The organism is Hymenobacter siberiensis, from assembly GCF_018967865.2.
Classification (GTDB): domain Bacteria; phylum Bacteroidota; class Bacteroidia; order Cytophagales; family Hymenobacteraceae; genus Hymenobacter; species Hymenobacter siberiensis.
In genome coordinates, this window is the sequence record NZ_JAHLZY020000001.1 from 3,917,134 (window position 1) to 3,938,688 (window position 21,555).

19 protein-coding genes and 1 tRNA gene are annotated in these 21,555 nt (G+C 54.6%); all 20 read right to left on the reverse strand.

Features of this window, described 5'->3' with window-relative positions; genetic code table 11:
• Positions 1-10 precede the first annotated feature (10 nt).
• The 20 genes from rplW to tuf all read right to left on the reverse strand — a co-directional run bounded on the left by rplW (position 11) and on the right by tuf (position 21,447).
• Positions 11-298 (reverse strand): 50S ribosomal protein L23, encoded by a 288-nt coding sequence (gene rplW / locus KQ659_RS17450; protein ID WP_216679907.1) that lies wholly within the window; start codon positions 296-298, stop codon positions 11-13.
• Positions 298-936 (reverse strand): 50S ribosomal protein L4, encoded by a 639-nt coding sequence (gene rplD / locus KQ659_RS17455; RefSeq protein ID WP_168672184.1) that lies wholly within the window; start codon positions 934-936, stop codon positions 298-300. The genes rplW and rplD overlap by 1 nt, the downstream gene beginning before the upstream one ends.
• A gap of 8 nt (positions 937-944) precedes the next feature.
• Entirely contained in the window at positions 945-1,565 is a 621-nt protein-coding gene (rplC, locus tag KQ659_RS17460) for a 50S ribosomal protein L3 (protein ID WP_216679906.1), read from the reverse strand.
• A 187-nt stretch (positions 1,566-1,752) separates the two neighbouring features.
• On the reverse strand, positions 1,753-3,021 hold the full coding sequence (locus KQ659_RS17465; RefSeq protein WP_216688126.1) for an O-antigen ligase family protein: 1,269 nt from the start codon (positions 3,019-3,021) through the stop codon (positions 1,753-1,755).
• 96 nt (positions 3,022-3,117) lie between these two features.
• Positions 3,118-3,423, reverse strand: coding sequence for a 30S ribosomal protein S10 (rpsJ, locus tag KQ659_RS17470; protein WP_035567915.1), 306 nt, complete (start codon positions 3,421-3,423; stop codon positions 3,118-3,120).
• A gap of 39 nt (positions 3,424-3,462) precedes the next feature.
• Positions 3,463-5,601 carry an elongation factor G gene (gene fusA, locus KQ659_RS17475; protein WP_216679904.1) on the reverse strand — a complete coding sequence of 713 codons (2,139 nt, stop codon included), beginning with the start codon at positions 5,599-5,601 and terminating at the stop codon, positions 3,463-3,465.
• A gap of 108 nt (positions 5,602-5,709) precedes the next feature.
• Complete coding sequence (rpsG, locus tag KQ659_RS17480; protein WP_035567919.1) at positions 5,710-6,177, reverse strand: 30S ribosomal protein S7; 468 nt, start codon at positions 6,175-6,177, stop codon at positions 5,710-5,712.
• Between the two features lie 96 nt (positions 6,178-6,273).
• Positions 6,274-6,696 (reverse strand): 30S ribosomal protein S12, encoded by a 423-nt coding sequence (gene rpsL / locus KQ659_RS17485; protein WP_035567920.1) that lies wholly within the window; start codon positions 6,694-6,696, stop codon positions 6,274-6,276.
• 304 nt (positions 6,697-7,000) lie between these two features.
• Positions 7,001-7,324 (reverse strand): DUF3467 domain-containing protein, encoded by a 324-nt coding sequence (locus KQ659_RS17490; RefSeq protein ID WP_035567389.1) that lies wholly within the window; start codon positions 7,322-7,324, stop codon positions 7,001-7,003.
• A gap of 54 nt (positions 7,325-7,378) precedes the next feature.
• The gene (locus KQ659_RS17495; RefSeq protein ID WP_216679903.1) at positions 7,379-7,843 is read right to left on the reverse strand and encodes a hypothetical protein; all 465 of its coding nucleotides are present in this window, start codon (positions 7,841-7,843) and stop codon (positions 7,379-7,381) included.
• 76 nt (positions 7,844-7,919) lie between these two features.
• Positions 7,920-12,272 (reverse strand): DNA-directed RNA polymerase subunit beta', encoded by a 4,353-nt coding sequence (gene rpoC / locus KQ659_RS17500; protein ID WP_216679902.1) that lies wholly within the window; start codon positions 12,270-12,272, stop codon positions 7,920-7,922.
• Positions 12,273-12,663: 391 nt separating this feature from the next.
• Positions 12,664-16,509 (reverse strand): DNA-directed RNA polymerase subunit beta, encoded by a 3,846-nt coding sequence (gene rpoB, locus KQ659_RS17505; protein WP_394369642.1) that lies wholly within the window; start codon positions 16,507-16,509, stop codon positions 12,664-12,666.
• A gap of 290 nt (positions 16,510-16,799) precedes the next feature.
• On the reverse strand, positions 16,800-17,180 hold the full coding sequence (rplL, locus tag KQ659_RS17510) for a 50S ribosomal protein L7/L12 (RefSeq protein WP_216679900.1): 381 nt from the start codon (positions 17,178-17,180) through the stop codon (positions 16,800-16,802).
• Positions 17,181-17,245: 65 nt separating this feature from the next.
• Positions 17,246-17,794: a 50S ribosomal protein L10 gene (rplJ, locus tag KQ659_RS17515; protein WP_216679899.1), complete on the reverse strand. Its 549-nt coding sequence runs from the start codon at positions 17,792-17,794 to the stop codon at positions 17,246-17,248.
• 15 nt (positions 17,795-17,809) lie between these two features.
• On the reverse strand, positions 17,810-18,508 hold the full coding sequence (rplA, locus tag KQ659_RS17520) for a 50S ribosomal protein L1 (RefSeq protein ID WP_168672193.1): 699 nt from the start codon (positions 18,506-18,508) through the stop codon (positions 17,810-17,812).
• Between the two features lie 19 nt (positions 18,509-18,527).
• Positions 18,528-18,971 (reverse strand): 50S ribosomal protein L11, encoded by a 444-nt coding sequence (rplK, locus tag KQ659_RS17525; protein WP_216679898.1) that lies wholly within the window; start codon positions 18,969-18,971, stop codon positions 18,528-18,530.
• Positions 18,972-19,197: 226 nt separating this feature from the next.
• Positions 19,198-19,764, reverse strand: a complete 567-nt coding sequence (nusG, locus tag KQ659_RS17530) for a transcription termination/antitermination protein NusG (protein ID WP_216679897.1) — start codon at positions 19,762-19,764, stop codon at positions 19,198-19,200.
• A 12-nt stretch (positions 19,765-19,776) separates the two neighbouring features.
• Complete coding sequence (gene secE, locus KQ659_RS17535; RefSeq protein WP_168672196.1) at positions 19,777-19,971, reverse strand: preprotein translocase subunit SecE; 195 nt, start codon at positions 19,969-19,971, stop codon at positions 19,777-19,779.
• Between the two features lie 64 nt (positions 19,972-20,035).
• Positions 20,036-20,106, reverse strand: a tRNA-Trp gene (locus tag KQ659_RS17540).
• Positions 20,107-20,256: 150 nt separating this feature from the next.
• Entirely contained in the window at positions 20,257-21,447 is a 1,191-nt protein-coding gene (gene tuf, locus KQ659_RS17545; RefSeq protein ID WP_216679896.1) for an elongation factor Tu, read from the reverse strand.
• Between the last annotated feature and the right edge of the window lie 108 nt (positions 21,448-21,555).

Here is a 21,555-nt window from a genome sequence, read left to right on the forward strand (position 1 = left end):
GGCGAAAGGCCTAGAGGTTGCTATAGAAGTCGATTACATCGCCTTCTTTAACCGTTACAATGGCTTTTTTGCCATTGGAACGACGGCCGGAAACCTGGCCGCCTTTGGTACCTTTCGACTTGATTTTGCCGATGGTGCGCATCGTGTTGATGTCGGTTACCGTCACGCCGTACAGCGATTCGATGTCCTTCTTGATTTGCACTTTGTTGGCGGTACGCTCCACTTCGAAGGTGTAGCGACCTTTCTCGTTGAGGCCAGTGGCCTTTTCGGTAATGATGGGGCGTTTCAGCGTGCTCATTATTCGGCGGTGCTATAGAGTTCAACCAATGAAGCCATGCCGTCTTCTGAAATCAGGAGCGTGTCCGTATTCAGCAGGTCGTGGGTGTTGAGGCCGATAGGCGTCGACACTTTCACTTTCTGCAGGTTGCGGGCGCTCAGGAGCACGTTTTTATTGACCTCACCGGTCACGAGCATGGTCTTTTTGCCAGTGTTCAGCTTGAGGCCGTCCATGATGGCAACGAAGTCCTTGGTGCGGGGAGCAGTCATGGCAATGTTCTCCACGATGGAAATTTTGCCATCCTTCGCCAGGCTCGACAGGGCCGAGAGGCGTGCTACACGCTTGGTCTTCTTGTTCAGCTTGAAGCCGTAGTCGCGGGGCTGGGGACCGAACATGCGGCCACCACCAACGAACACACCCGACTTCATGCTGCCGGCGCGGGCGCCGCCCGTACCTTTTTGTTTCTTGAGCTTCTTCGTGGTGCCGTGCACCTCGTTGCGCTGCTTGGACTTGTGCGTGCCCTGGCGCTGGTTGGCCAGGTACTGCTTCACGTCCAGGTACATCACGTGCTCGTTTACTTCGAGACCGAAGATGGCGTCAGACAGGGTCACCTTGCGGCCGGTGTCTTCGCCTTTGAGGCTATATACTGCGAGTTCCATCGTATCGTCTATTTCTCGATTACCACGTAAGAATTCTTAGCACCGGGAATCGAGCCGCTCACCAGAATCAGGTTCTTGTCGCCTACTACGCGCATCACCTTCAGGTTCTGCACTTTCACGCGGTCGTTGCCCATCCGGCCACCCATGCGCATTCCTTTGAACACGCGCGAAGGCCAAGAGCAAGCACCAATTGAACCGGGGTGACGCAGGCGGTTGTGCTGGCCGTGGGTCTGGCCACCAACACCCTGAAAGTTGTAACGCTTTACAACACCCTGGAAACCCTTGCCTTTGGAAGTGCCTACTACGTCCACAAACTCGCCCTCTGCGAAGAGAGTCGCGTCGATGATAGCGCCAGCGGCGTAGGTCGATTCAGCGTCGAGGCGGAATTCAACCAATTTTTTCTTGGGAGTTGTACCGGCTTTAGCGAAGTGACCAGCCAATGCTTTGGTGGTGTTCTTCTCTTTTTTCTCGCCGTACCCAATTTGAATGGCGGTGTAACCGTCATTCGCGATAGTCTTAACCTGCGTCACTACGCACGGACCCGCTTCGATGAGCGTGCAGGGAATGTTTTTCCCATCCGGAGTGAAGAGGCTTGTCATACCGATTTTTTTACCGATGATGCCAGGCATTCTATTTGGTTATTAATGAACACTAAAAGAAAACGGCCGAGTGCCGTTTTCGCTAAGGGAGTGCAAAGATAGGAAAAAAGGCTGGGGCATCCCAATGATACAGAGAAATATTTTCTCAGTGAGGCTGTTAGCTCTTTTAGAAGGCCCCTCCCCTGCTCACTATTATCCTTGCAGGGAATTGGGAATATCAGGCGGGACGCCAAGTTGGGTCTGGGTCGTCGTGGGGTAACGAACCCTGCAGAGCCAAGAGCAGGAAGAATACCGCGAAGGCAAGGCCAATCTGCGTTTCCAGCGTGTATTCGACCAAGAAGGACAAGGCAATACTAACATACTGGGCCAATAGTAGTGGGGCGTGTTTCTTTCGGGCCCACCAGGCGGGGTAGAACAGACTCAGGCAGAATATCAGCAGCCCAATACTACCGTAGGCCGCAAGGTTATACAAGTATTGGTTGTGGGGCATGATGTAAAAATCCGACGTGAGCTGGGGGTACAACGCTGCATAGCGCTTGGCCATCTCACCTTCCAGATTTGGCTTCCCTACTCCGGTCAGCTTATTATCACGCCACACCGCAAGCGCCGCCTGGTATGAATATACCCGAGCCGAAATAGAGAAGTTCTTGCCTTCGGAGCTCTCCTGTACTTTGCTCACATCTTCCTGGGTATTGTAGACCCTATTGCGGAAAGTGGGAAAGGTGAAATAGCTTACTACTGGCAACATTATCAGCACAGTGGCCAGCACTATAGCTTTTCGCCATTGCTTTTTACCAAATGCCAACCACAACACTGCTAGTCCGCCCAAAGCATAGAAGGTCATTTCTCCGCTTCGTACGGCCAGCAAGTGTAAGAAAAGTGCCATTCCTACGATGGAAGCCTTTGCCCAGGTGCGCCACCGTGGTGCCACCGTATGATGAGCAACCAGCAGTACGGCAGCGGCAATTGCCATGGTAATCATGATGCTGAACCGGATGTGGTCCGGCTCCGTCGGCATCACTTTGGAGTGCATGTATGACTCGTTGATTTGCTGTGCATGCAGCAAATAGTTAATTGTAGCTCCCGAAGCTGCCAGCACCGTCATGGCAATAAATATCCACCACAGCCCACGCAGGTAGCGGCTGGGTAGCGGTGGCAACAACCAGAAAGAGAGCGGCAGCATCAGAAAAGGCAGCTGCATTCCCAGGTCAAACCGATATTCATCCATGTTTACCGCCTGGGTGTGAATTCCAGCCAGTAGGTGGAGTACAAATACCATTGCAATGCTTCCGAACACGGGCCACAATGAACGATTGGCAATACGCTTATGCACCAAGGCGAAAACCACACTTGTCACCGCCAGCCCTCCCATGGCAATACCCAATGCTACCCTCAGCCAATTGACCAGGAAAACACTGATGATAATGCAGGCACAGAAGAAGAAAGCTGAACGATGTAGGCGCGCAATGGAAAATACAGAAAGCATGAATGGTATATAGTGGCACCGCAAGTTCGAAAGAAAAAGCCCCACCACGACGAATCATGGTGGGGCTTTAACTCAATTAATACTGAAATCGAATCCTCAGACTTTGATTTCTACGTCAACGCCGCTGGGCAATTCCAGCTTCATGAGGGCATCAACAGTCTTCGACGAAGTCGAGAAGATGTCCACGAGGCGCTTGTAGGTACAAAGCTGGAATTGCTCCCGGCTCTTCTTGTTCACGTGGGGCGAACGCAGGACGGTGAACTTCTCCTTTTGGGTCGGCAAAGGTATCGGGCCGCTTACGATGGCACCGGTGGCCTTCACAGCTTTCACGATTTTCTCGGCCGATTTGTCTACGAGGTTGTGGTCGTAGGACTTCAGCTTAATGCGAATTTTCTGGTTCATTGGGGGTTTTGGTCCGATTGACCAAGTTAGTGACCGGTATTATTTACTTCCTTTTACTTTAGCGATGATGGCTTCGGCCATGTTGGTCGGCACCTGCTCGTAGTGCGAGAACGTGAGCGAAGCCGAAGCCCGACCCGACGAAATCGTACGGAGTGCAGTTACGTAGCCGAACAGCTCCGACAACGGAACGTCAGCCTTAATCAGCTGGGCACCGCCTTTGGTGTCCATGCCTTTCATCAGACCGCGACGACGGTTCAAGTCACCAGTTACGGGACCCGTATACTCGTCGGGGCACACCACTTCCACGCTCATGATAGGCTCGAGCAATTTCGGACCAGCCTGGCGGGCAGCTTCGCGGAAACCACCACGGGCGGCGAGTTCGAACGACAGGGCGTCCGAGTCAACGTCGTGGAAGGAACCGTGGTAGAGACGCACTTTCATGCCCTCAATCGGGAAGCCGGCCAACGGACCTTGCTTCATGGCTTCTTCAAAACCCTTCTGGATGGGGGCAATGAATTCGCGGGGGATAACACCGCCCACAATGGCATTATCGAACTCGAAGCCGGGCTTTTCCGGGTCGGTCTCTTTCGGACCGAGCTCAAACACGATGTCGCCGAATTTACCGCGGCCACCGGTCTGCTTCTTGTAGGTTTCGCGGTGGTCGACTTTCTTGGTGAGAATCTCCTTGTAAGCCACCATCGGGGCACCCTGGTTGATTTCCACTTTGAATTCACGACGCATACGGTCGATGATGATTTCAAGGTGTAGCTCACCCATGCCACGGAGAACGGTCTGGCCCGTTTCAGGGTCGGTGTTCACTTTCAGCGTGGGGTCTTCCTCGATGAGCTTGGCGATGGCCATGCCCATCCGGTCAACGTCAGCTTGGGTTTTTGGCTCAATAGCGTAGCCAATTACCGGCTCGGGGAAGCTCATCGACTCGAGGACGATGGGGTGCTTCTCTTCGCTCAGCGTATCGCCGGTGCGGATATCCTTGAAACCAACACCTGCCGCAATGTCGCCCGCCTGGATTTTGTCAATCGGGTTCTGCTTGTTGGAGTGCATCTGCATGAGGCGCGAGATACGCTCCTTTTTGCCGGTGCGGTTGTTGAGCACGTACGAGCCAGCATCCAGCACGCCGCTGTAGCAGCGGAAGAAGCACAGACGGCCTACGAACGGGTCGGTAGCAATTTTAAACGCCAGTGCGGTGAAAGGCTCCGTGTTATCGGGGTGACGCTCAATTTCGGCCCCGGTGTCGGGGTCGGTACCGATGATGGCGGGCATGTCGAGGGGCGACGGCAGGTAAGCCATGACGGCATCCAGCATCGTCTGTACACCCTTGTTTTTGAAGGCTGAACCGCACAATACGGGCGAGAACTTCATGTCAATAACCGCCTGGCGGATAACGACCATCATTTCCTCTTTCGTAATGGAATCGGGGTTGTCGAAGAATTTCTCCAGCAACGCGTCATCATACTCGGCTACGCTCTCAACGAGCTTCTGACGCCACTCGGCTACCGTCTCAACGAGGTCCTCAGGAACGGGGATTTCGCTGTACGACTTACCTTCGGTAGCATCGTCCCACACAATGGCTTTGCCAGTGAGCAGGTCAACTACGCCTTTGAAAGTATCTTCAGCGCCAATCGGAATCTGCAGCGGCACGGGGTTAGCACCCAGCTTCTCCTTAATTTCGTTAACGGCCTTGAAGAAGTCGGCACCGGCGCGGTCCATCTTGTTCACGAAGCAGATACGGGGCACGCTGTACTTGTCAGCCTGACGCCATACGGTTTCCGACTGCGGCTCAACGCCCGAAACGGCGCAGAACAATGCCACGGCACCATCGAGCACACGCAACGAACGTTCTACTTCTACCGTGAAGTCAACGTGGCCGGGGGTGTCAATGAGGTTGATTTTGTACTGGTGGGTATCCGGCGTGGGGTCACCCTTCACGTCGGTGGGGTAGTTCCAGAACGTGGTGGTGGCAGCCGAGGTAATCGTGATGCCGCGCTCCTGCTCCTGCTCCATCCAGTCCATCGTGGCGGCACCATCGTGCACTTCCCCGATTTTGTGGGTTTTACCCGTGTAATACAGAATACGCTCCGACGTCGTGGTCTTACCGGCGTCGATGTGCGCCATAATCCCGATGTTACGGAGGTATTGAAGTTCTTTGTTAACGGCCATGATTTTGGTTAAGGCTTATAAATTTGGGGTCTCAGGTCTTGGGCCGTTTAACAGAACAATCCGTCAAATAAATCCAAGTCCCTAAGACCCCAAACTCAAATTTCCAGTTTAGAAACGGAAGTGCGAGAAGGCCTTGTTGGCCTCAGCCATGCGGTGGGTGTCGTCTTTCTTCTTAACGGCAGCACCTTCACCTTTAGCAGCGGCGATAATTTCGCCAGCCAGCTTGTCCTTCATGGTCTTCTCACCACGACGACGAGCGTACTGAATCATCCACTTGGCACCCACCGAGATGCGGCGGTCAGCACGCACTTCAATCGGAACCTGGAAGGTGGCACCACCTACGCGGCGGCTCTTTACTTCCACGGTGGGCATCACGTTGTTCAACGCTTTGCGCCACATTTCGAGGCCGCTCTCCTTGGTGCGCTGCTCCACGAGGTCACAGGCATCGTAGAAAATGGTGTACGCCAGGTTTTTCTTACCATCGTACATCATGTAGTTCACAAAGCGGGTTACCAGCGTCTCCTTGTACTTAGGGTCCGGCAGCAAGATGCGCTTTTTTGGTTTTGACTTTCTCATGAGTTTATTTAGTTGTCAGTTGTTAGCTGCTAATTGTCAGTCATTGAGGACATTAATTCCCTTCAAACTGTCAATTAGCAACCGACAACTAATAAATTACTTTTTCTTCTTAGCGGGTGCACCCTTCGCTGCTGCGGCGGGCTGACCGGGCTTCGGACGCTTGGCACCGTACTTAGAACGACGCTGGGTCCGGCCGCTTACACCGGCGGTGTCCAGGGCGCCACGGATAATGTGGTAGCGAACACCTGGCAAGTCTTTAACCCGGCCACCACGAATCAGCACGATGCTGTGTTCCTGGAGGTTGTGGCCTTCACCGGGGATGTATGCGTTTACTTCCTTACCGTTGGTAAGGCGCACACGGGCCACTTTGCGCATAGCCGAGTTCGGCTTCTTAGGCGTGGTGGTATACACACGAGTGCATACGCCCCGACGCTGCGGGCACGAATCAAGGGCGGGCGACTTCGACTTGGTAGTCAAAGCCTCACGGCCTTTCCGTACTAACTGATTGATGGTTGGCATTTAAGGAATGGTTTGTTGGGAGCCGTTTGCCCCTAAAATTTGGCTTGCAAAGGTAAGATTATTTCGCCGCAATAGCAAACAGCGTGAGGATGTTAATTTTCAGATAGCTGCGGAATTATCCTCGCGGGTCACCTCACCCCCGGCCCCTCTCCAAAAGAGAGGGGAGCCTGACGCCATAAGAAGCAAGACCGGTGCCCCCTCTTTTTTGGAGAGGGGGTCAGGGGGTGAGGTTGACGGCTGGGCAGCAAAAAGCACCTCCATTATTGCATGAAGGTGCTTATGCATCCTAATTATCTGTCTCACCCTACGCCTCACCTACCGCGCCGCCGAAGTTCATCGGGTAGCTCGGGGCTTCGTTCTGCATCTTAATAGGGCCAAAGGCGGCTTCAAACCGCTCGATGTTCTCGGTGAGGGCTTGCAGCAGGCGCTTGGCGTGCTCGGGCGTGACGACGATGCGCGCCTTCACCTTGGCCTTGGGCAGGCCGGGCATCATGCGGATGAAGTCAATCACGAACTCGCTGTTGCTGTGCGCAATCATGGCAAGGTTGGCGTATTCGCCCTCGGCCATGGCTTCGGAAAGCTCGATATTGATGGCGTTGGGGTCCGGATTTTGGTCGGTTGGTTGCATTTGAATGGCTTTATAAACTTAGATGTTTGGCTTTATCAATATTTGCAAACAGCTCTACCGCCTGTCCACATAATGAAAATTCTTGTGCCCATCCTGCACTTCAATCTTCGTGATGTCGCGCAATGGAATGACATTCATTAAACCTAGCATAAAGGTCGAAGGACTACCAATAACTGCGCTGTCTTTTATAAAAAGGCGGTCAAAATACATGATATTCCTTTTGCCATTGTGGGTGAAGCGAACCTCAATTGAAGGGCTATTTTGCAGAGTTACTTCCTTATTATTAGAGTCAACACACTTGATTATCGGAATTCTGCCGACGTTTGCAAGGTAGCTTATCGGCATTCCATAAGGTCCACTTACTCTTACTTGTTGCAGACTGTTCATGTCTACTCCAGCAAACTGCTGCCGAAAACTTTGAACCGGAATCTGGAAGGTCGTGCATCCTGTGAAACTCAAAGCTCCCGTTAGAAGCGCCAGAGCAACGCTTAATCGGTTTTTCATTTTAGTCTTGCTCATATAACTGGAATGCAATAAACAAAAAAAGCCGACCGGGATACCCCAGTCGGCTTTTCCATTACAAACCTACGGCGGATTACTCAGCCGACACTTCGCGCTTGCCAGCACGGCTGGGGCGCTTGGCGGGAACGGCAGCTTCGGCTGCTTGCGCGGCTTGGGCAGCTTCCATCTCTTCTTTCGAGCCGACAATCTGACGCGTGTATTCGCGCAGACCGGTACCGGCCGGAATGAGGTGACCGACGATTACGTTCTCCTTCAGGCCCAGCAGCTGGTCGGCCTTGCCGCGGATGGCGGCTTCGCTCAACACCTTGGTCGTCTCCTGGAAGGATGCGGCCGAGATGAACGAAGCAGTACCAAGCGACGCCTGCGTGATGCCTTGCAGCGTGGGGCGCGAAACCGAAGGCTGCGCGTCGCGCACTTGCACGAGGGTGAGGTCGCGGCGTTTCAGGCTGCTGTTCTCGTCGCGGAGGCGACGGGCTGTCACAATCTGACCGGGCTTCATGTTGCTCGAATCACCGGCTTCGGTCACCACTTTCATGTCGATAATCATATCGTTCTCGGCCATGAAGATGATTTTATCAATCACCTGATTTTCGAGGAACGACGTGTCACCGGCATCCAGAATCACAACTTTCTGCATCATCTGGCGGACTACCACCTCGATGTGCTTGTCGTTGATTTTCACACCCTGCAAGCGGTACACTTCCTGAATCTCGTTCACGAGGTACTCCTGCACGGCACCGGGGCCCTGAATGCTCAGGATGTCAGAAGGCGTGATGGCACCATCCGACAGCGGCATGCCGGCGCGGATGAAGTCGTTGTCCTGCACCAGAATGTGCTTCGACAGCGGCACCATGTATTTCTTCTTGACACCGTCTTTCGACTCAACGTAGATTTCACGGTTGCCGCGTTTCACGGTGCCGTAGGTTACCACGCCGTCGATTTCCGATACCACGGCGGGGTTCGACGGGTTCCGGGCTTCGAAAAGCTCCGTTACCCGCGGCAGACCACCGGTGATGTCGCGGGTCTTGCCCACCGAGCGAGGAATCTTGGCGAGGATGTGACCAGCCGTGATTTTCTCGTTGTTCTCGACGTTCAAGTGCGAGCCCACCGGAATGCTGTAGCCCTTCTGACCTTCGGCATCGCCCTTTTTGCCGGGGCGGATGATGATGGACGGGTTCTGGTCCTTCGCCTTCGACTCCATGATTACCTTCTCGCGGTGACCGGTCTGTTCGTCCGATTCCTCACGGTAGGTCACGCCTTCCGTGATGGCATCGAACTGCACGGTACCATCAAACTCGGCCAAAATAACGGCGTTGTAGGGGTCCCAGTTGTTCAGCTCGGTGCCTTTCTCCACTTCCTGGCCTTCCGTTACGAGCATGAAAGAGCCGTAGGGAACGTGGTTGGAAGTGAAGACGCGGCCCGTGCCTTTCTCCACGATGCGAACTTCACCCGAGCGGCCCATTACCACGGCACCTTTCACGCCTTCCGGCGTCATGGTTGCTACGGTACGAACGTCCTCGAACTCCACCACACCAGCGAATTTGGCTTTGATGTTCGACTCCACGGCGATGTTAGAAGCCGTACCACCTACGTGGAAGGTACGCAGGGTGAGCTGCGTACCAGGCTCACCAATCGACTGAGCGGCGATAACACCTACTGCCTCGCCACGCTGCACCATGCGGCCCGAAGCCAGGTTGCGGCCGTAGCACTTGGCGCAGATACCGCGCTTGCTTTCGCAAGTCAGCACCGAGCGGATTTCCACCGATTCAATGCTAGTGGCATCAATACGACGGGTCGTGTCTTCCTTGATTTCGGAACCCGAAGTCAGGAGTACTTCGCCGGTCAACGGGTCAATGATATCGTGCACCGTTACACGGCCCAGGATACGCTCGGCCAGCGGCTCCACGATGTCTTCGTTGTCTTTCAACGCAAAGGTTTCGATACCGCGCAGCGTGCCGCAATCCGGCTCGTTCACGATTACATCCTGCGAAACGTCTACCAGACGACGGGTTAGGTAGCCGGCGTCAGCCGTCTTCAGAGCCGTGTCAGCCAGACCTTTACGGGCACCATGCGTCGAGATAAAGTACTCGATTACGTCAAGGCCTTCTTTGAAGTTCGACAGAATCGGGTTTTCGATAATCTCGCCAATCGAACCTTGCAGCGACTTCTGCGGCTTGGCCATCAGGCCACGCATACCGCCCAGCTGACGAATCTGCTCGCGCGAGCCACGGGCTCCCGAGTGCATCATCATGTAGATGGAGTTGAAGCCCTGGTCCTCCTTTTCCAGGCGGCCCATCAGCGTCTCCGTAATCTGGTTGTTGATGCGCGTCCAGATGTCAATAACCTGGTTGTAACGCTCGTTGTCCGTAATCAGACCCATCTGGTAGTTCTGGGTTACGGCCTTCACGTCGTTCTGCGCCTGCTTTACCAGCACGTCCTTCTCCATCGGGATTTTGATATCACCGAGGCCCATGCTCAGGCCGCCTTTATAGGCCGACTGGAAGCCAAGAGTCTTGATTTCGTCTAGGAACTGCGCCGTACGAGCCATGCCCGTGCGCTTGAACACCGTCGAGATGATTTGCTGGAGCTTCTTCTTGGTCAGCAGCTCATCCACGAAACCTACTTCTTCCGGCACGAGCTGGTTGAACAGCACGCGGCCGGCTACGGTATCGACGATTTTGGTTACCAAGTCGTCGTTTTCGTCCCGAATCTGCGTCCGTACCTTGATGAAAGCGTGCTTCGAAAGCTGGCCTTCGTTGATGGCGATAACAACTTCTTCGTCCGAATAGAATACCCGGTCTTCACCGACAATCTTCTCGTTTTCGGTGCTGCGCTTGCCTTTGGTAACGTAGTACAGACCCAGAACCATGTCCTGCGACGGCACCGCGATGGGCGCGCCGTTGGCGGGGTTCAGGATGTTGTGCGAAGCCAGCATGAGCATGGAGGCTTCCAGGATAGCGGCCGGGCCGAGGGGCACGTGCACAGCCATCTGGTCACCGTCAAAGTCAGCGTTGAAGGCCGTACAAACGAGGGGGTGCAGCTGGATAGCCTTGCCCTCGATGAGGCGCGGCTGGAATGCCTGGATACCCAGACGGTGAAGCGTAGGAGCCCGGTTGAGCAGCACTGGGTGGCCTTTCAGCACATTCTCCAGGATGTCCCATACCACAGCGTCCTTGCGGTCCACAATTTTCTTAGCCGACTTTACCGTCTTCACAATGCCGCGCTCGATGAGCTTGCGGATGATGAACGGCTTGAACAGCTCGGCCGCCATGTTCTTGGGCAGGCCGCACTCGTGCAGCTTCAGCTCAGGACCAACCACAATTACCGAACGACCCGAATAGTCGACACGCTTACCGAGCAGGTTCTGACGGAAACGGCCCTGCTTGCCTTTCAGCATGTCGGACAGCGACTTCAGAGCGCGGTTGCCTTCGGCGCGCACGGCGTTCACCTTGCGCGAGTTGTCGAACAGGGAGTCAACGGCTTCCTGCAGCATGCGCTTCTCGTTCCGCAGAATCACTTCAGGAGCCTTAATTTCAATCAGGCGCTTGAGGCGGTTGTTACGGATGATAACGCGACGGTACAGGTCGTTCAAGTCGGAAGTGGCGAAACGGCCACCGTCGAGCGGAACGAGGGGACGCAGTTCCGGGGGAATAACGGGCACCATGCGGATAACCATCCACTCGGGGCGGTTTTCCACGCGGGTAGCGGCATCACGGAACGCCTCTACTACGCGCAGACGCTTCAACGCCTCAGCCTTACGCTGCTGCGAAGTTTCGTGGGCAGCCGAGTCACGCAGCGAGTAGCTCAGCTCGTCCAGGTTGATGCGCTCCAGCAGCATGTGCAGAGCATCAGCACCCATGCGGGCGATGAACTTGTTGGGGTCCTCATTGGGCAGCATCTGGTTCTCGCGGGGGAGCTTATCGATGATGTCCAGGTACTCGTCTTCGGTGAGGAAGTCGAGAATCTGTACGCCTTCTTCCGCCAGCGAGCCGGGCTGTACGACTACGTACCGCTCGTAATAGATAATCTGGTCGAGCTTCTTGGTGGGCAGGCCCAGCAGGTAGCCAATTTTGTTAGGCAGCGACTTGAAGTACCAGATGTGGGCAACGGGCACCACCAGCTCGATGTGGCCCATGCGCTCACGACGCACTTTCTTCTCGGTCACCTCCACGCCGCAACGGTCGCAGATAATGCCCTTGTAACGAATCCGCTTGTACTTGCCGCAGTGGCACTCCCAGTCCTTCACGGGACCGAAAATGCGCTCGCAGAACAGACCACCCATCTCGGGCTTGTACGTGCGGTAGTTGATGGTTTCAGGCTTCACCACTTCGCCGGTGCTACGCTCCAGAATTGCTTCGGGCGAGGCCAGCGAAATCGTGACTTTGGAGAAGTCCTGAACTACTTTCTTGTTTTTTGCGAAAGCCATTTGATTGGGGTTAAGCTAGTAGCTGTTGGCTTTGAGCTGCCTGATTCTTCGCCGTTCGCCAGAAGGGCGCAAGAGAATCAGAACAGGTTGACACTTCAAAAAGTGCCTTTGCGGAACAGATAGGTATGTTGGGCAAAGGCACTTTTAAAAGGTCGAATTATTAAGACCGTTGGGCAGTACTGACTGATGGGAAGGCCTTCGATTAAAATTCACTGGGGGTTGAATGCTGCACTGACCATATCTCGGAACAGCCCCCGCTCCTCTTTCACCGAAGCGTTTTCTCATCTTTTGTTACCAGAGGCACTCAATCAGAGCCTTCTGCTGCCTGCCGGCAGGCAAACTACGAGTTGCGGCCAAAGCTTACGCCTCAGCCGCAACCGGCAGCAATTCACTATTCCATCGTGATTTCCAGTGCCAGACCACGCAATTCGTGGAGCAGCACGTTGAACGACTCGGGGATATTCGGCTTGGGCAGAATGTCGCCTTTTACAATGGCTTCATACGCTTTGGCGCGGCCCACCACGTCGTCCGATTTAATGGTGAGGATTTCCTGCAGCACGTTGGAAGCACCGAAGGCCTCCAGTGCCCACACTTCCATTTCGCCGAAGCGCTGGCCACCGAACTGCGCCTTACCACCCAGCGGCTGCTGCGTGATGAGCGAGTACGGCCCGATGGAACGAGCGTGCATCTTGTCGTCAACCAGGTGACCGAGTTTGAGCATGTAAATCACGCCCACGGTTACCGGCTGGTCGAAACGGTCGCCGCTCAAGCCGTCGTACAGGTACGCACGACCCCAGTCCGGCAGGCCGGCTTCGGTCAGCTCGTGTGCAACTTCATCCTCGGTTGCGCCGTCGAAAATCGGGGTAGCATAGGTGCGACCCATTTTCAGACCAGCCCAGCCCAGTACGGTCTCGTAAATCTGACCGATGTTCATCCGGCTTGGTACACCAAGCGGGTTAAGCACGATGTCCATCGGCGTACCGTCGGGCAGGAAGGGCATGTCCTCATCGCGCACGATGCGGGCTACCACACCCTTGTTACCGTGGCGGCCGGCCATCTTGTCACCCACCTTCAGCTTGCGCTTCTTGGCGATGTAAACCTTAGCCAACTGCACGATGCCAGCGGGCAGCTCATCGCCCACTTCCAGGGTAAAGCGCTGACGCTTGAACTTCGCGGTAATGGTGTTGCGGCGCTTGGCGTAGTTACGCACCAGCTCCAGCACGAGGCCGTTTACGCGGGCATCAGCCGTCCAGCCTTCCAGAATCAGGTCCTTAAACAGGTTCACTTCTTCCGGAACGGCGTAGTTGCTTTCGTCCTTGTACGGGTTCTTCTCGGGGAACATCCCCTCGTTGATGTTCTTGCGGTTGAACTTCACGCCCTTGGAAATCATCTCCTCGCCGAAGCGGTGCTTGATGCCCTGGCTCGTCTTGCCTTCCAGCAATTGCACCAGCTTATCAATCATGATGGCTTTCACGCCACGCAGTTCCTGCGCGTAAGTACCTTTCAGGTCTTCCACTTCCTTCTTCGACTTGGCCCGGAGGTTTTTGTCTTTCTTAGGACGCGAAAAGAGTTTGGTACCGATAACCACACCCTGCAGGGAGGGCGGCGCTTTGAGCGAAGCATCCTTCACATCGCCGGCCTTATCGCCGAAGATGGCGCGGAGCAGCTTCTCTTCCGGCGTGGGGTCTGTCTCGCCTTTCGGCGTGATTTTACCAATCAGGATGTCGCCTTCCTTCACCTCCGCGCCGAGGCGGATGATGCCGTTATCGTCGAGGTTACGCACAGCTTCTTCGCTCACGTTCGGAATCTCCGAGGTCAGCTCTTCTTCGCCACGCTTGGTCTCGCGCACTTCCAGCTCAAACTCCTCAATGTGAATCGAGGTGAAGATGTCGTCGCGAACCACACGCTCCGAGATGACGATGGCATCCTCGAAGTTGTAGCCCTGCCATGGCATAAATGCCACCTGCATATTACGGCCCAGGGCGAGTTCGCCCTTGTTGGTACCGTAGCCTTCGCAGAGGGCCTGGCCCTTGGTCACCCGCTCGCCGCGCTTCACGAGTGGCGTCAGGTTGAGGCAGGTATCCTGGTTGGTGCGACGGAACTTGATGAGGTCGTAAGTAATACGCTCAGCATCGAAGCTCACCATGATGTCGTCCTCCGTGAGGTCGTACTTCACCACGATTTTGTTGGCGTCCACGTAGTCAATCACGCCCTCGCCTTCCGACATAATCAGCGTACGCGAGTCGCTTGCGATACGTGCTTCCAGACCCGTGCCCACAATCGGAGCTTCGGGGCGGAGCAACGGCACCGCCTGGCGCTGCATGTTCGAGCCCATGAGCGCACGGTTGGCGTCATCGTGCTCCAGGAACGGAATCAGCGAAGCAGCTACCGATACAATCTGGTTCGGGGCCACGTCCATGTAGGAGTACTCCGAGGGATTAACTACCGGGAAGTCACCTTCAAAACGGCCTTTCACCAGCTCCTGGGTCAGGTTACCGCCCTCATCCAGCAGGGAGTTGGCCTGTGCGATGTGGTGGGTATCCTCTTCCTCAGCAGTCAGGAATTTCACATTAGGGCTCATGTCCACCTTGCCGCCTTTCACGTCGCGGTAAGGGGTTTCGATAAAGCCCATTGCGTTCACGCGGGCGTGCACGCACAGCGACGAAATCAGACCAATGTTAGGTCCTTCCGGCGTTTCGATGGTGCAAAGACGACCGTAGTGCGTGTAGTGTACGTCACGTACTTCGAAGCCAGCGCGCTCGCGCGACAGACCTCCCGGCCCGAGTGCCGATACGCGACGCTTGTGCGTCACCTCGGCCAGCGGGTTCGTCTGGTCCATGAACTGCGACAGCTGGTTCGTACCGAAGAACGAGTTGATAACGCTGGACAGCGTCCGGGCATTAATCAGGTCAACCGGCTTGAAGTCCTCGTTGTCGCGCACGTTCATGCGCTCCTTAATGGTACGTGCCATGCGGGCCAGACCCACGCCGAACTGAGCGTAGAGCTGCTCGCCCACGGTACGCACGCGACGGTTGCTCAAGTGGTCAATGTCATCGACAATGGCCTTCGAGTTACTCAAGCCAATCAGATATTTCACAATCAAGACAATGTCCTGATTGGTCAGCACCCGTGACTCCTGGTCCATGCCAATCTGGAGCTTCTTATTAATCCGGTAGCGGCCTACCTCTCCGAGGTCGTAGCGCTTGTCCGAGAAAAACAGCTTCTGGATGATATCACGGGCAGTTTCTTCGTCAGGAGCCTCCGTATTCCGGAGCTGACGGTAAATCTGCTCAACAGCTTCCTTCTCCGAGTTGGAGTTGTCCTTCTGCAACGTGTTGTAAATGATTGCGAAATCCGCAATGTTCACGTTCTCGCGGTGCAGAATAACCGACTTCGCGCCGGCCTCCAGAATCACGTCGATATCCGCTTCCTCAATCGTGGCATCGCGCTCCAGCAACACTTCGTTGCGGTCAATCGATACAACTTCGCCGGTGTCTTCGTCCACGAAGTCTTCCGTCCAGGTGCGGAGCACCCGGGCAGCCAGCTTGCGACCAACGGCTTTCTTGAGATTTTTCTTGTCGGACTTCACTTCCTCCGACAGCCCGAACAGGTCGAGAATGTCTTTGTCGGTGCCATAGCCGATGGCGCGCAGCAGCGTCGTCACCGGGAATTTCTTCTTGCGGTCGATATACGCGTACATCACGTTGTTCACGTCCGTGGCAAATTCAATCCACGAGCCTTTGAACGGGATAATCCGGGCCGAATACAGCTTGGTACCGTTCGTGTGCTTGCTCTGGGCGAAGAATACGCCCGGCGAGCGGTGCAGCTGCGATACGATAACGCGCTCGGCACCGTTGATAACGAACGAACCCTTTACGGTCATATAAGGGATGTTCCCGAGGAACACCTCCTGCTCAATCGTTTCGAAGTCCTCGTTGTCCTTATCATTGCAAACCAGACGGAGCTTTGCTTTCAGCGGAACTGAATAAGTCAAACCACGGTCAATGCATTCGTCGACCGAATATTTCGGTGGGTCAACGTGATAGTCGATAAAGGTCAGTACGAAGTTTTCGCGCGAATCCGAAATTGGGAAGTTCTCAGCAAACACTTTGAACAATCCTTCGTTAGAACGACGCTCAGCAGCAGTTTCCAACTGAAAGAATTCCTGGAACGAGCGAACCTGCACGTCCAAAAAGTCCGGGTACTCGATAACCTTCTTAATCTTGGCGAAATTGATTCGCGCGTCGGCGGCCTTTTTGAGCGCGGCCGTCTTTGCTTTCGGTGTAGCCAATGCGATGGGGATTATAAGATGGACACAGAAGCGTAAAAAAGGAAGCCGCAATAGCGACTTGTCAGCGGTACAACGCACTCCCTAACTATCTATGCAACAAGATAGTTAGCTGACATAACAAAAGCGCGAACTGGGTGGCTCGCGCGGTTGACACGCTACAAACAGGAAAAGACCTGGCTAAGTTGCCAGGTCTATCCTTATTCGAAGCGGGTCCGGAGATGCTTCAGGAGCAGAAACTACTTAACTTCTACTTCAGCACCGGCTTCCTCGAGCTGCTTCTTCAGCGACTCAGCCTCGTCCTTGGTTACGCCTTCTTTCACGGCCTTAGGAGCACCGTCAACCAGCTCTTTGGCTTCCTTCAGGCCAAGGCCGGTCAGGTCTTTCACCAGCTTCACAACAGCGAGTTTAGCGCCGCCGGCAGCCTTCAGGATAACGTCGAACGACGTCTTCTCCTCGGGAGCCTCGTCAGCGGCAGCAGCGCCACCACCGGCCATCATTACGGGAGCAGCAGCAGCGGGCTCGATGCCGTACTCGTCCTTCAGGATGGTTGCCAATTCGTTTACTTCTTTCACCGTCAGGTTTACAAGCTGCTCAGCGAATGCTTTCAAATCTGCCATTTCTGTAGATTGTTAAAAAAAATGTGTTGTTGAAAATTTGATTAGGGGGGCGAAAAAGCAGCTAATTAAGCGGCCTCTTTTTCGCTGAGGGTTTTGAGGATGCCGGCCAGTTTGTTGCCACCGCTCTGAAGAGCCGAGATAACATTTTTAGCGGGCGACTGGAGCAGACCGATGAGTTCACCGAGCAGTTCCTGCTTGCCTTTGAGGGTCGTAAGACCTTCGAGCTGGTCGGAGCCGATGTAGATGCTAGCATCCACATAAGCGCCTTTCAGCACGGGCTTGGGCGTTACGTTGCGGCCGTAAGCCTGCGATTTGTAGAAGTCACGCAGCATCTTGGCAGGAGCCGAGCCGCTCTCCGTAGAGAATAGTACGCCCGACTGGCCTTTCAGTGCGGAGTTCATCTCCGACGTATCGTGGCCGAGGGTATCCAGCGCTTTCCGGATAAAGGTGTTTTTGTACACCTTGTATTCCAGACCGCGGGTGAACGCCATACGACGGAAGTCGTTGATTTTCGCCACCGACATTACCGAAGCATCGACAATGTAGAACGAGTTGTGCGATTGCATTTTTCCGCTCAACTCATCCACGAGGGTTTGTTTTTCTTCCCGAGTCATGTTTGGTTGGGTTAATTAGCTAGCGGAATTTACTTGGCTGTCCACCGGAACAGCGGGCGACATCGTGCTGCTGAGCGTGATGCTCTTGATGTAGGTACCTTTCGAAGACGACGGCTTCAGGCGACCCAACGTCTGGATTACCTCCAGGGCGTTTTCGGCCAGCATGCTTGGGTCGAACGATACTTTACCCACGGAGCAGTGAATGATACCGGTTTTGTCAACTTTGAAGTCGATTTTACCAGCCTTCACTTCCTGCACCGCCTTAGCGACGTCGGTCGTAACGGTGCCCGACTTCGGGTTCGGCATCAGACCACGGGGGCCGAGCACACGGCCCAGGCGACCTACCTTAGCCATTACGGCGGGCATGGTGATGATTACGTCGATGTCGGTCCAGCCTTTCTCGATTTTAGCGATATAGTCGTCCAGACCAACGAAGTCGGCGCCGGCGGCGAGGGCTTCGGCCTCCTTGTCGGGAGTAACCAAGGCCAGAACGCGAACGGTTTTGCCGGTGCCGTGGGGCAGGGTAGCCACGCCACGAACCATCTGGTCCGCTTTGCGAGGGTCCACACCGAGGCGAACGTCAATATCTACTGAAGCATCGAACTTGGTGTAGGTAATATCCTTCACCACGATTGCGGCTTCCACGAGGCTGCGCATTTGCGTCAGGTCGTGTTTGGCAAGGGCTTCCTTGCGCTTTTTGCTTACTTGTGCCATGTGTAGGTTCTCCGTTTAATTATTCAGCAAAAGGAGAAGTGCCACTGATGGTGATACCCATGCTGCGGGCCGTACCAGCCACCGACTTCATCGCCGACTCCACCTTAAAGGCGTTCAAGTCAACCATTTTCGTTTCGGCAATAGTACGTACTTGGTCCCACGTCACGGAGCCAACCTTGTTCCGGTTCGGCTCTTTCGAACCGCTCTGAATCTTAGCTGCTTCCATGAGCAACACCGGAGCCGGTGCCGTCTTCACCACGAAGTCGAACGACTTATCGGTGTACATGGTGATAAGTACAGGACAAATCTGGCCGGCTTTATCTTGGGTGCGAGCATTGAACTGCTTGCAAAACTCCATGATATTCAAGCCTTTGCTACCAAGTGCAGGTCCTACCGGCGGCGATGGGTTCGCTGAGCCTCCCTTTATCTGCAGACGCAGATAACCTCTGATTTCTTTGGCCATTTGATTGTGTTGGCTGTGGCGCCTGCGTCGTAACTCGCGCTTGCCTCAGTTTAGTAAACTCCTTGTTTGGAAGCCCCGCCGACCCGGAGCAATTAGCCGGCGTGGTGTTTTTATATGAATCAGTTAGAACGTCATGCCGAGCGAAGCCGAAGCATCTCGTGTGTGTTACTAACTAAATCGTCAGACGATGCGAGCGCGATGCCTCGGCTTCGCTCGGCATGACGTTCTATATTTCTTTTTCTACCTGAGTATAGCTGAGCTCTACTGGCTGCGAGCGGCCGAAGATTTTCACAACTACGTTCAGCTTCTTACGCTCTTCAAATACTTCATCCACATTACCGGAGAAGCCATTGAAGGGGCCATCTACCACTTTCACGAGTTCGCCCACTACGTAAGGCTTGTCGAGGGCGGCATCAACCTGCTGTTCGGCTTCATCCACGATACCGAGAATACGGTTCACTTCGGTGATGTGCAGCGGGACGGGCTTGTTGTTCGAAGCGTCCTTCTTGTCCTTGTCGCCAAGGAAACCAATCACGCCGGGCGTGCTGGTGATGATGTGGTCAACTTCACCGTGGCTGAGGTCAGCGTGGATGATGATGTAGCCGGGGTAGAGGTTCCGCTCGCGGACGCGCTTCTTGCCGTTGCGCATCTCAAACACCTTCTCTACCGGAATCAGTACCTGCGGCACAAGCTCGGTCAGGCTATGCCGGCCGAGCTCTGTTTCGAGGTAGTTTTTGGCTTTCTTTTCCTGGCCGCTCACAGAGCGGACCACGTACCATTTCAATTCGCCCATCTTGACTGTTGATTAGCGAAACGAGTTATAAAACGCTTTAAGTACCGACTCAAAGCTGATATCCATGACGCCTACCACAATGGCAAAAACCAGCGAACCAATCAGCACGAGGCCGGCGCTTTTCTGCAGTTCCGTCGTCGTGGGCCACGTTACATTGTAACGCATCTCCTCGATGGTGGTGCGAAAATAATTGCTCAGTTTGTCCATTGGTTGAAGAAATAACAGCGTTGCCGCTGATGACGACATGGAGCGGGCCAACTGACCCAGATTGCACGAGTGGAGAGATTCGAACTCCCGTCAAAGGTTTTGGAGACCCGTATGCTACCGCTGCACCACACTCGTTTATTGGCATTCCCGCAAAGCGCATTTCGCTAAAGGGAGTGCAAAGGTAAGAGAAACAGAAGAGAAAACAAATATTTGCTTCTGTTTCAGCGTAAAAAAGCCGCCCCCGAAGAAGTCGAGAGCGGCTTTTATTACTGATTAAGCCGGAGCTTAGTCGAGAACTTCGGTTACCTGACCGGCACCTACCGTGCGGCCACCCTCACGGATAGCGAAACGGAGGCCTTTCTCCATCGCCACCTTGTTGATGAGCTCAACGGTGATGGTGATGTTGTCGCCGGGCATTACCATTTCAACGCCCTCGGGGAGGGTGATGATGCCGGTAACATCGGTGGTACGCAGGTAGAACTGCGGACGGTAGTTATTGAAGAACGGCGTGTGACGGCCACCTTCCTCTTTCGAGAGAACGTAAACTTCAGCCTTGAACTTCTGGTGAGGAGTTACCGAACCGGGCTTGCAGATAACCATGCCGCGACGGATGGCTTCTTTTTCAATACCACGGAGCAGCAGACCTACGTTGTCACCAGCTTCGCCACGGTCGAGGATTTTGCGGAACATTTCCACACCCGTAACAGTCGACTTCAGGCCGGCAACAGCGCCCATACCCAGAATGTCAACTTGCTCACCCGAGTTGATGATACCGCGCTCGATACGACCGGTGGCAACAGTGCCACGGCCGGTAATCGAGAATACGTCCTCAACAGGCATCAGAAAGGGCAGGTCAGTCAGACGAGCAGGAATCGGAATGAACGAGTCAACCGCGTCCATCAGCTCTTCGATTTTGGGAACCCAGTTGGCATCGCCGTTCAGGCCGCCGAGGGCCGAACCCTGGATAACCGGAATGTTGTCGCCGTCGAAGTCGTAGAACGAGAGCAACTCACGGATTTCCATTTCCACCAGCTCGAGGAGCTCGGGGTCATCCACCATGTCTACTTTGTTCATGAACACCACCAGCTGGGGAACACCTACCTGACGGGCGAGCAGGATGTGCTCACGGGTCTGGGGCATTGGGCCGTCGGTGGCAGCTACCACGAGGATAGCACCGTCCATCTGGGCAGCACCGGTTACCATGTTCTTCACATAGTCGGCGTGACCGGGGCAGTCAACGTGAGCGTAGTGACGGAGAACCGTCGAGTACTCTACGTGCGAGGTGTTGATGGTGATACCACGCTCTTTCTCTTCGGGGGCGTTGTCAATCGAACCGAAATCACGCTTCTCGGCCAAGCCTTTGCCGGCCAGCACCTGCGTGATAGCAGCAGTCAGAGTGGTCTTGCCGTGGTCGACGTGACCGATGGTACCGATGTTTACGTGCGGCTTGGACCGGTCGAAATTTTCTTTAGCCATTGTAAAGAGTAAAAAAGAGGTGGTGAAGTGAATTTGAAGGTAAAATCGGAACCTACACGAAGAAAGCGAGACTCAGCCCCTACTGAAATAGAAAACTGTGCGTCGCTT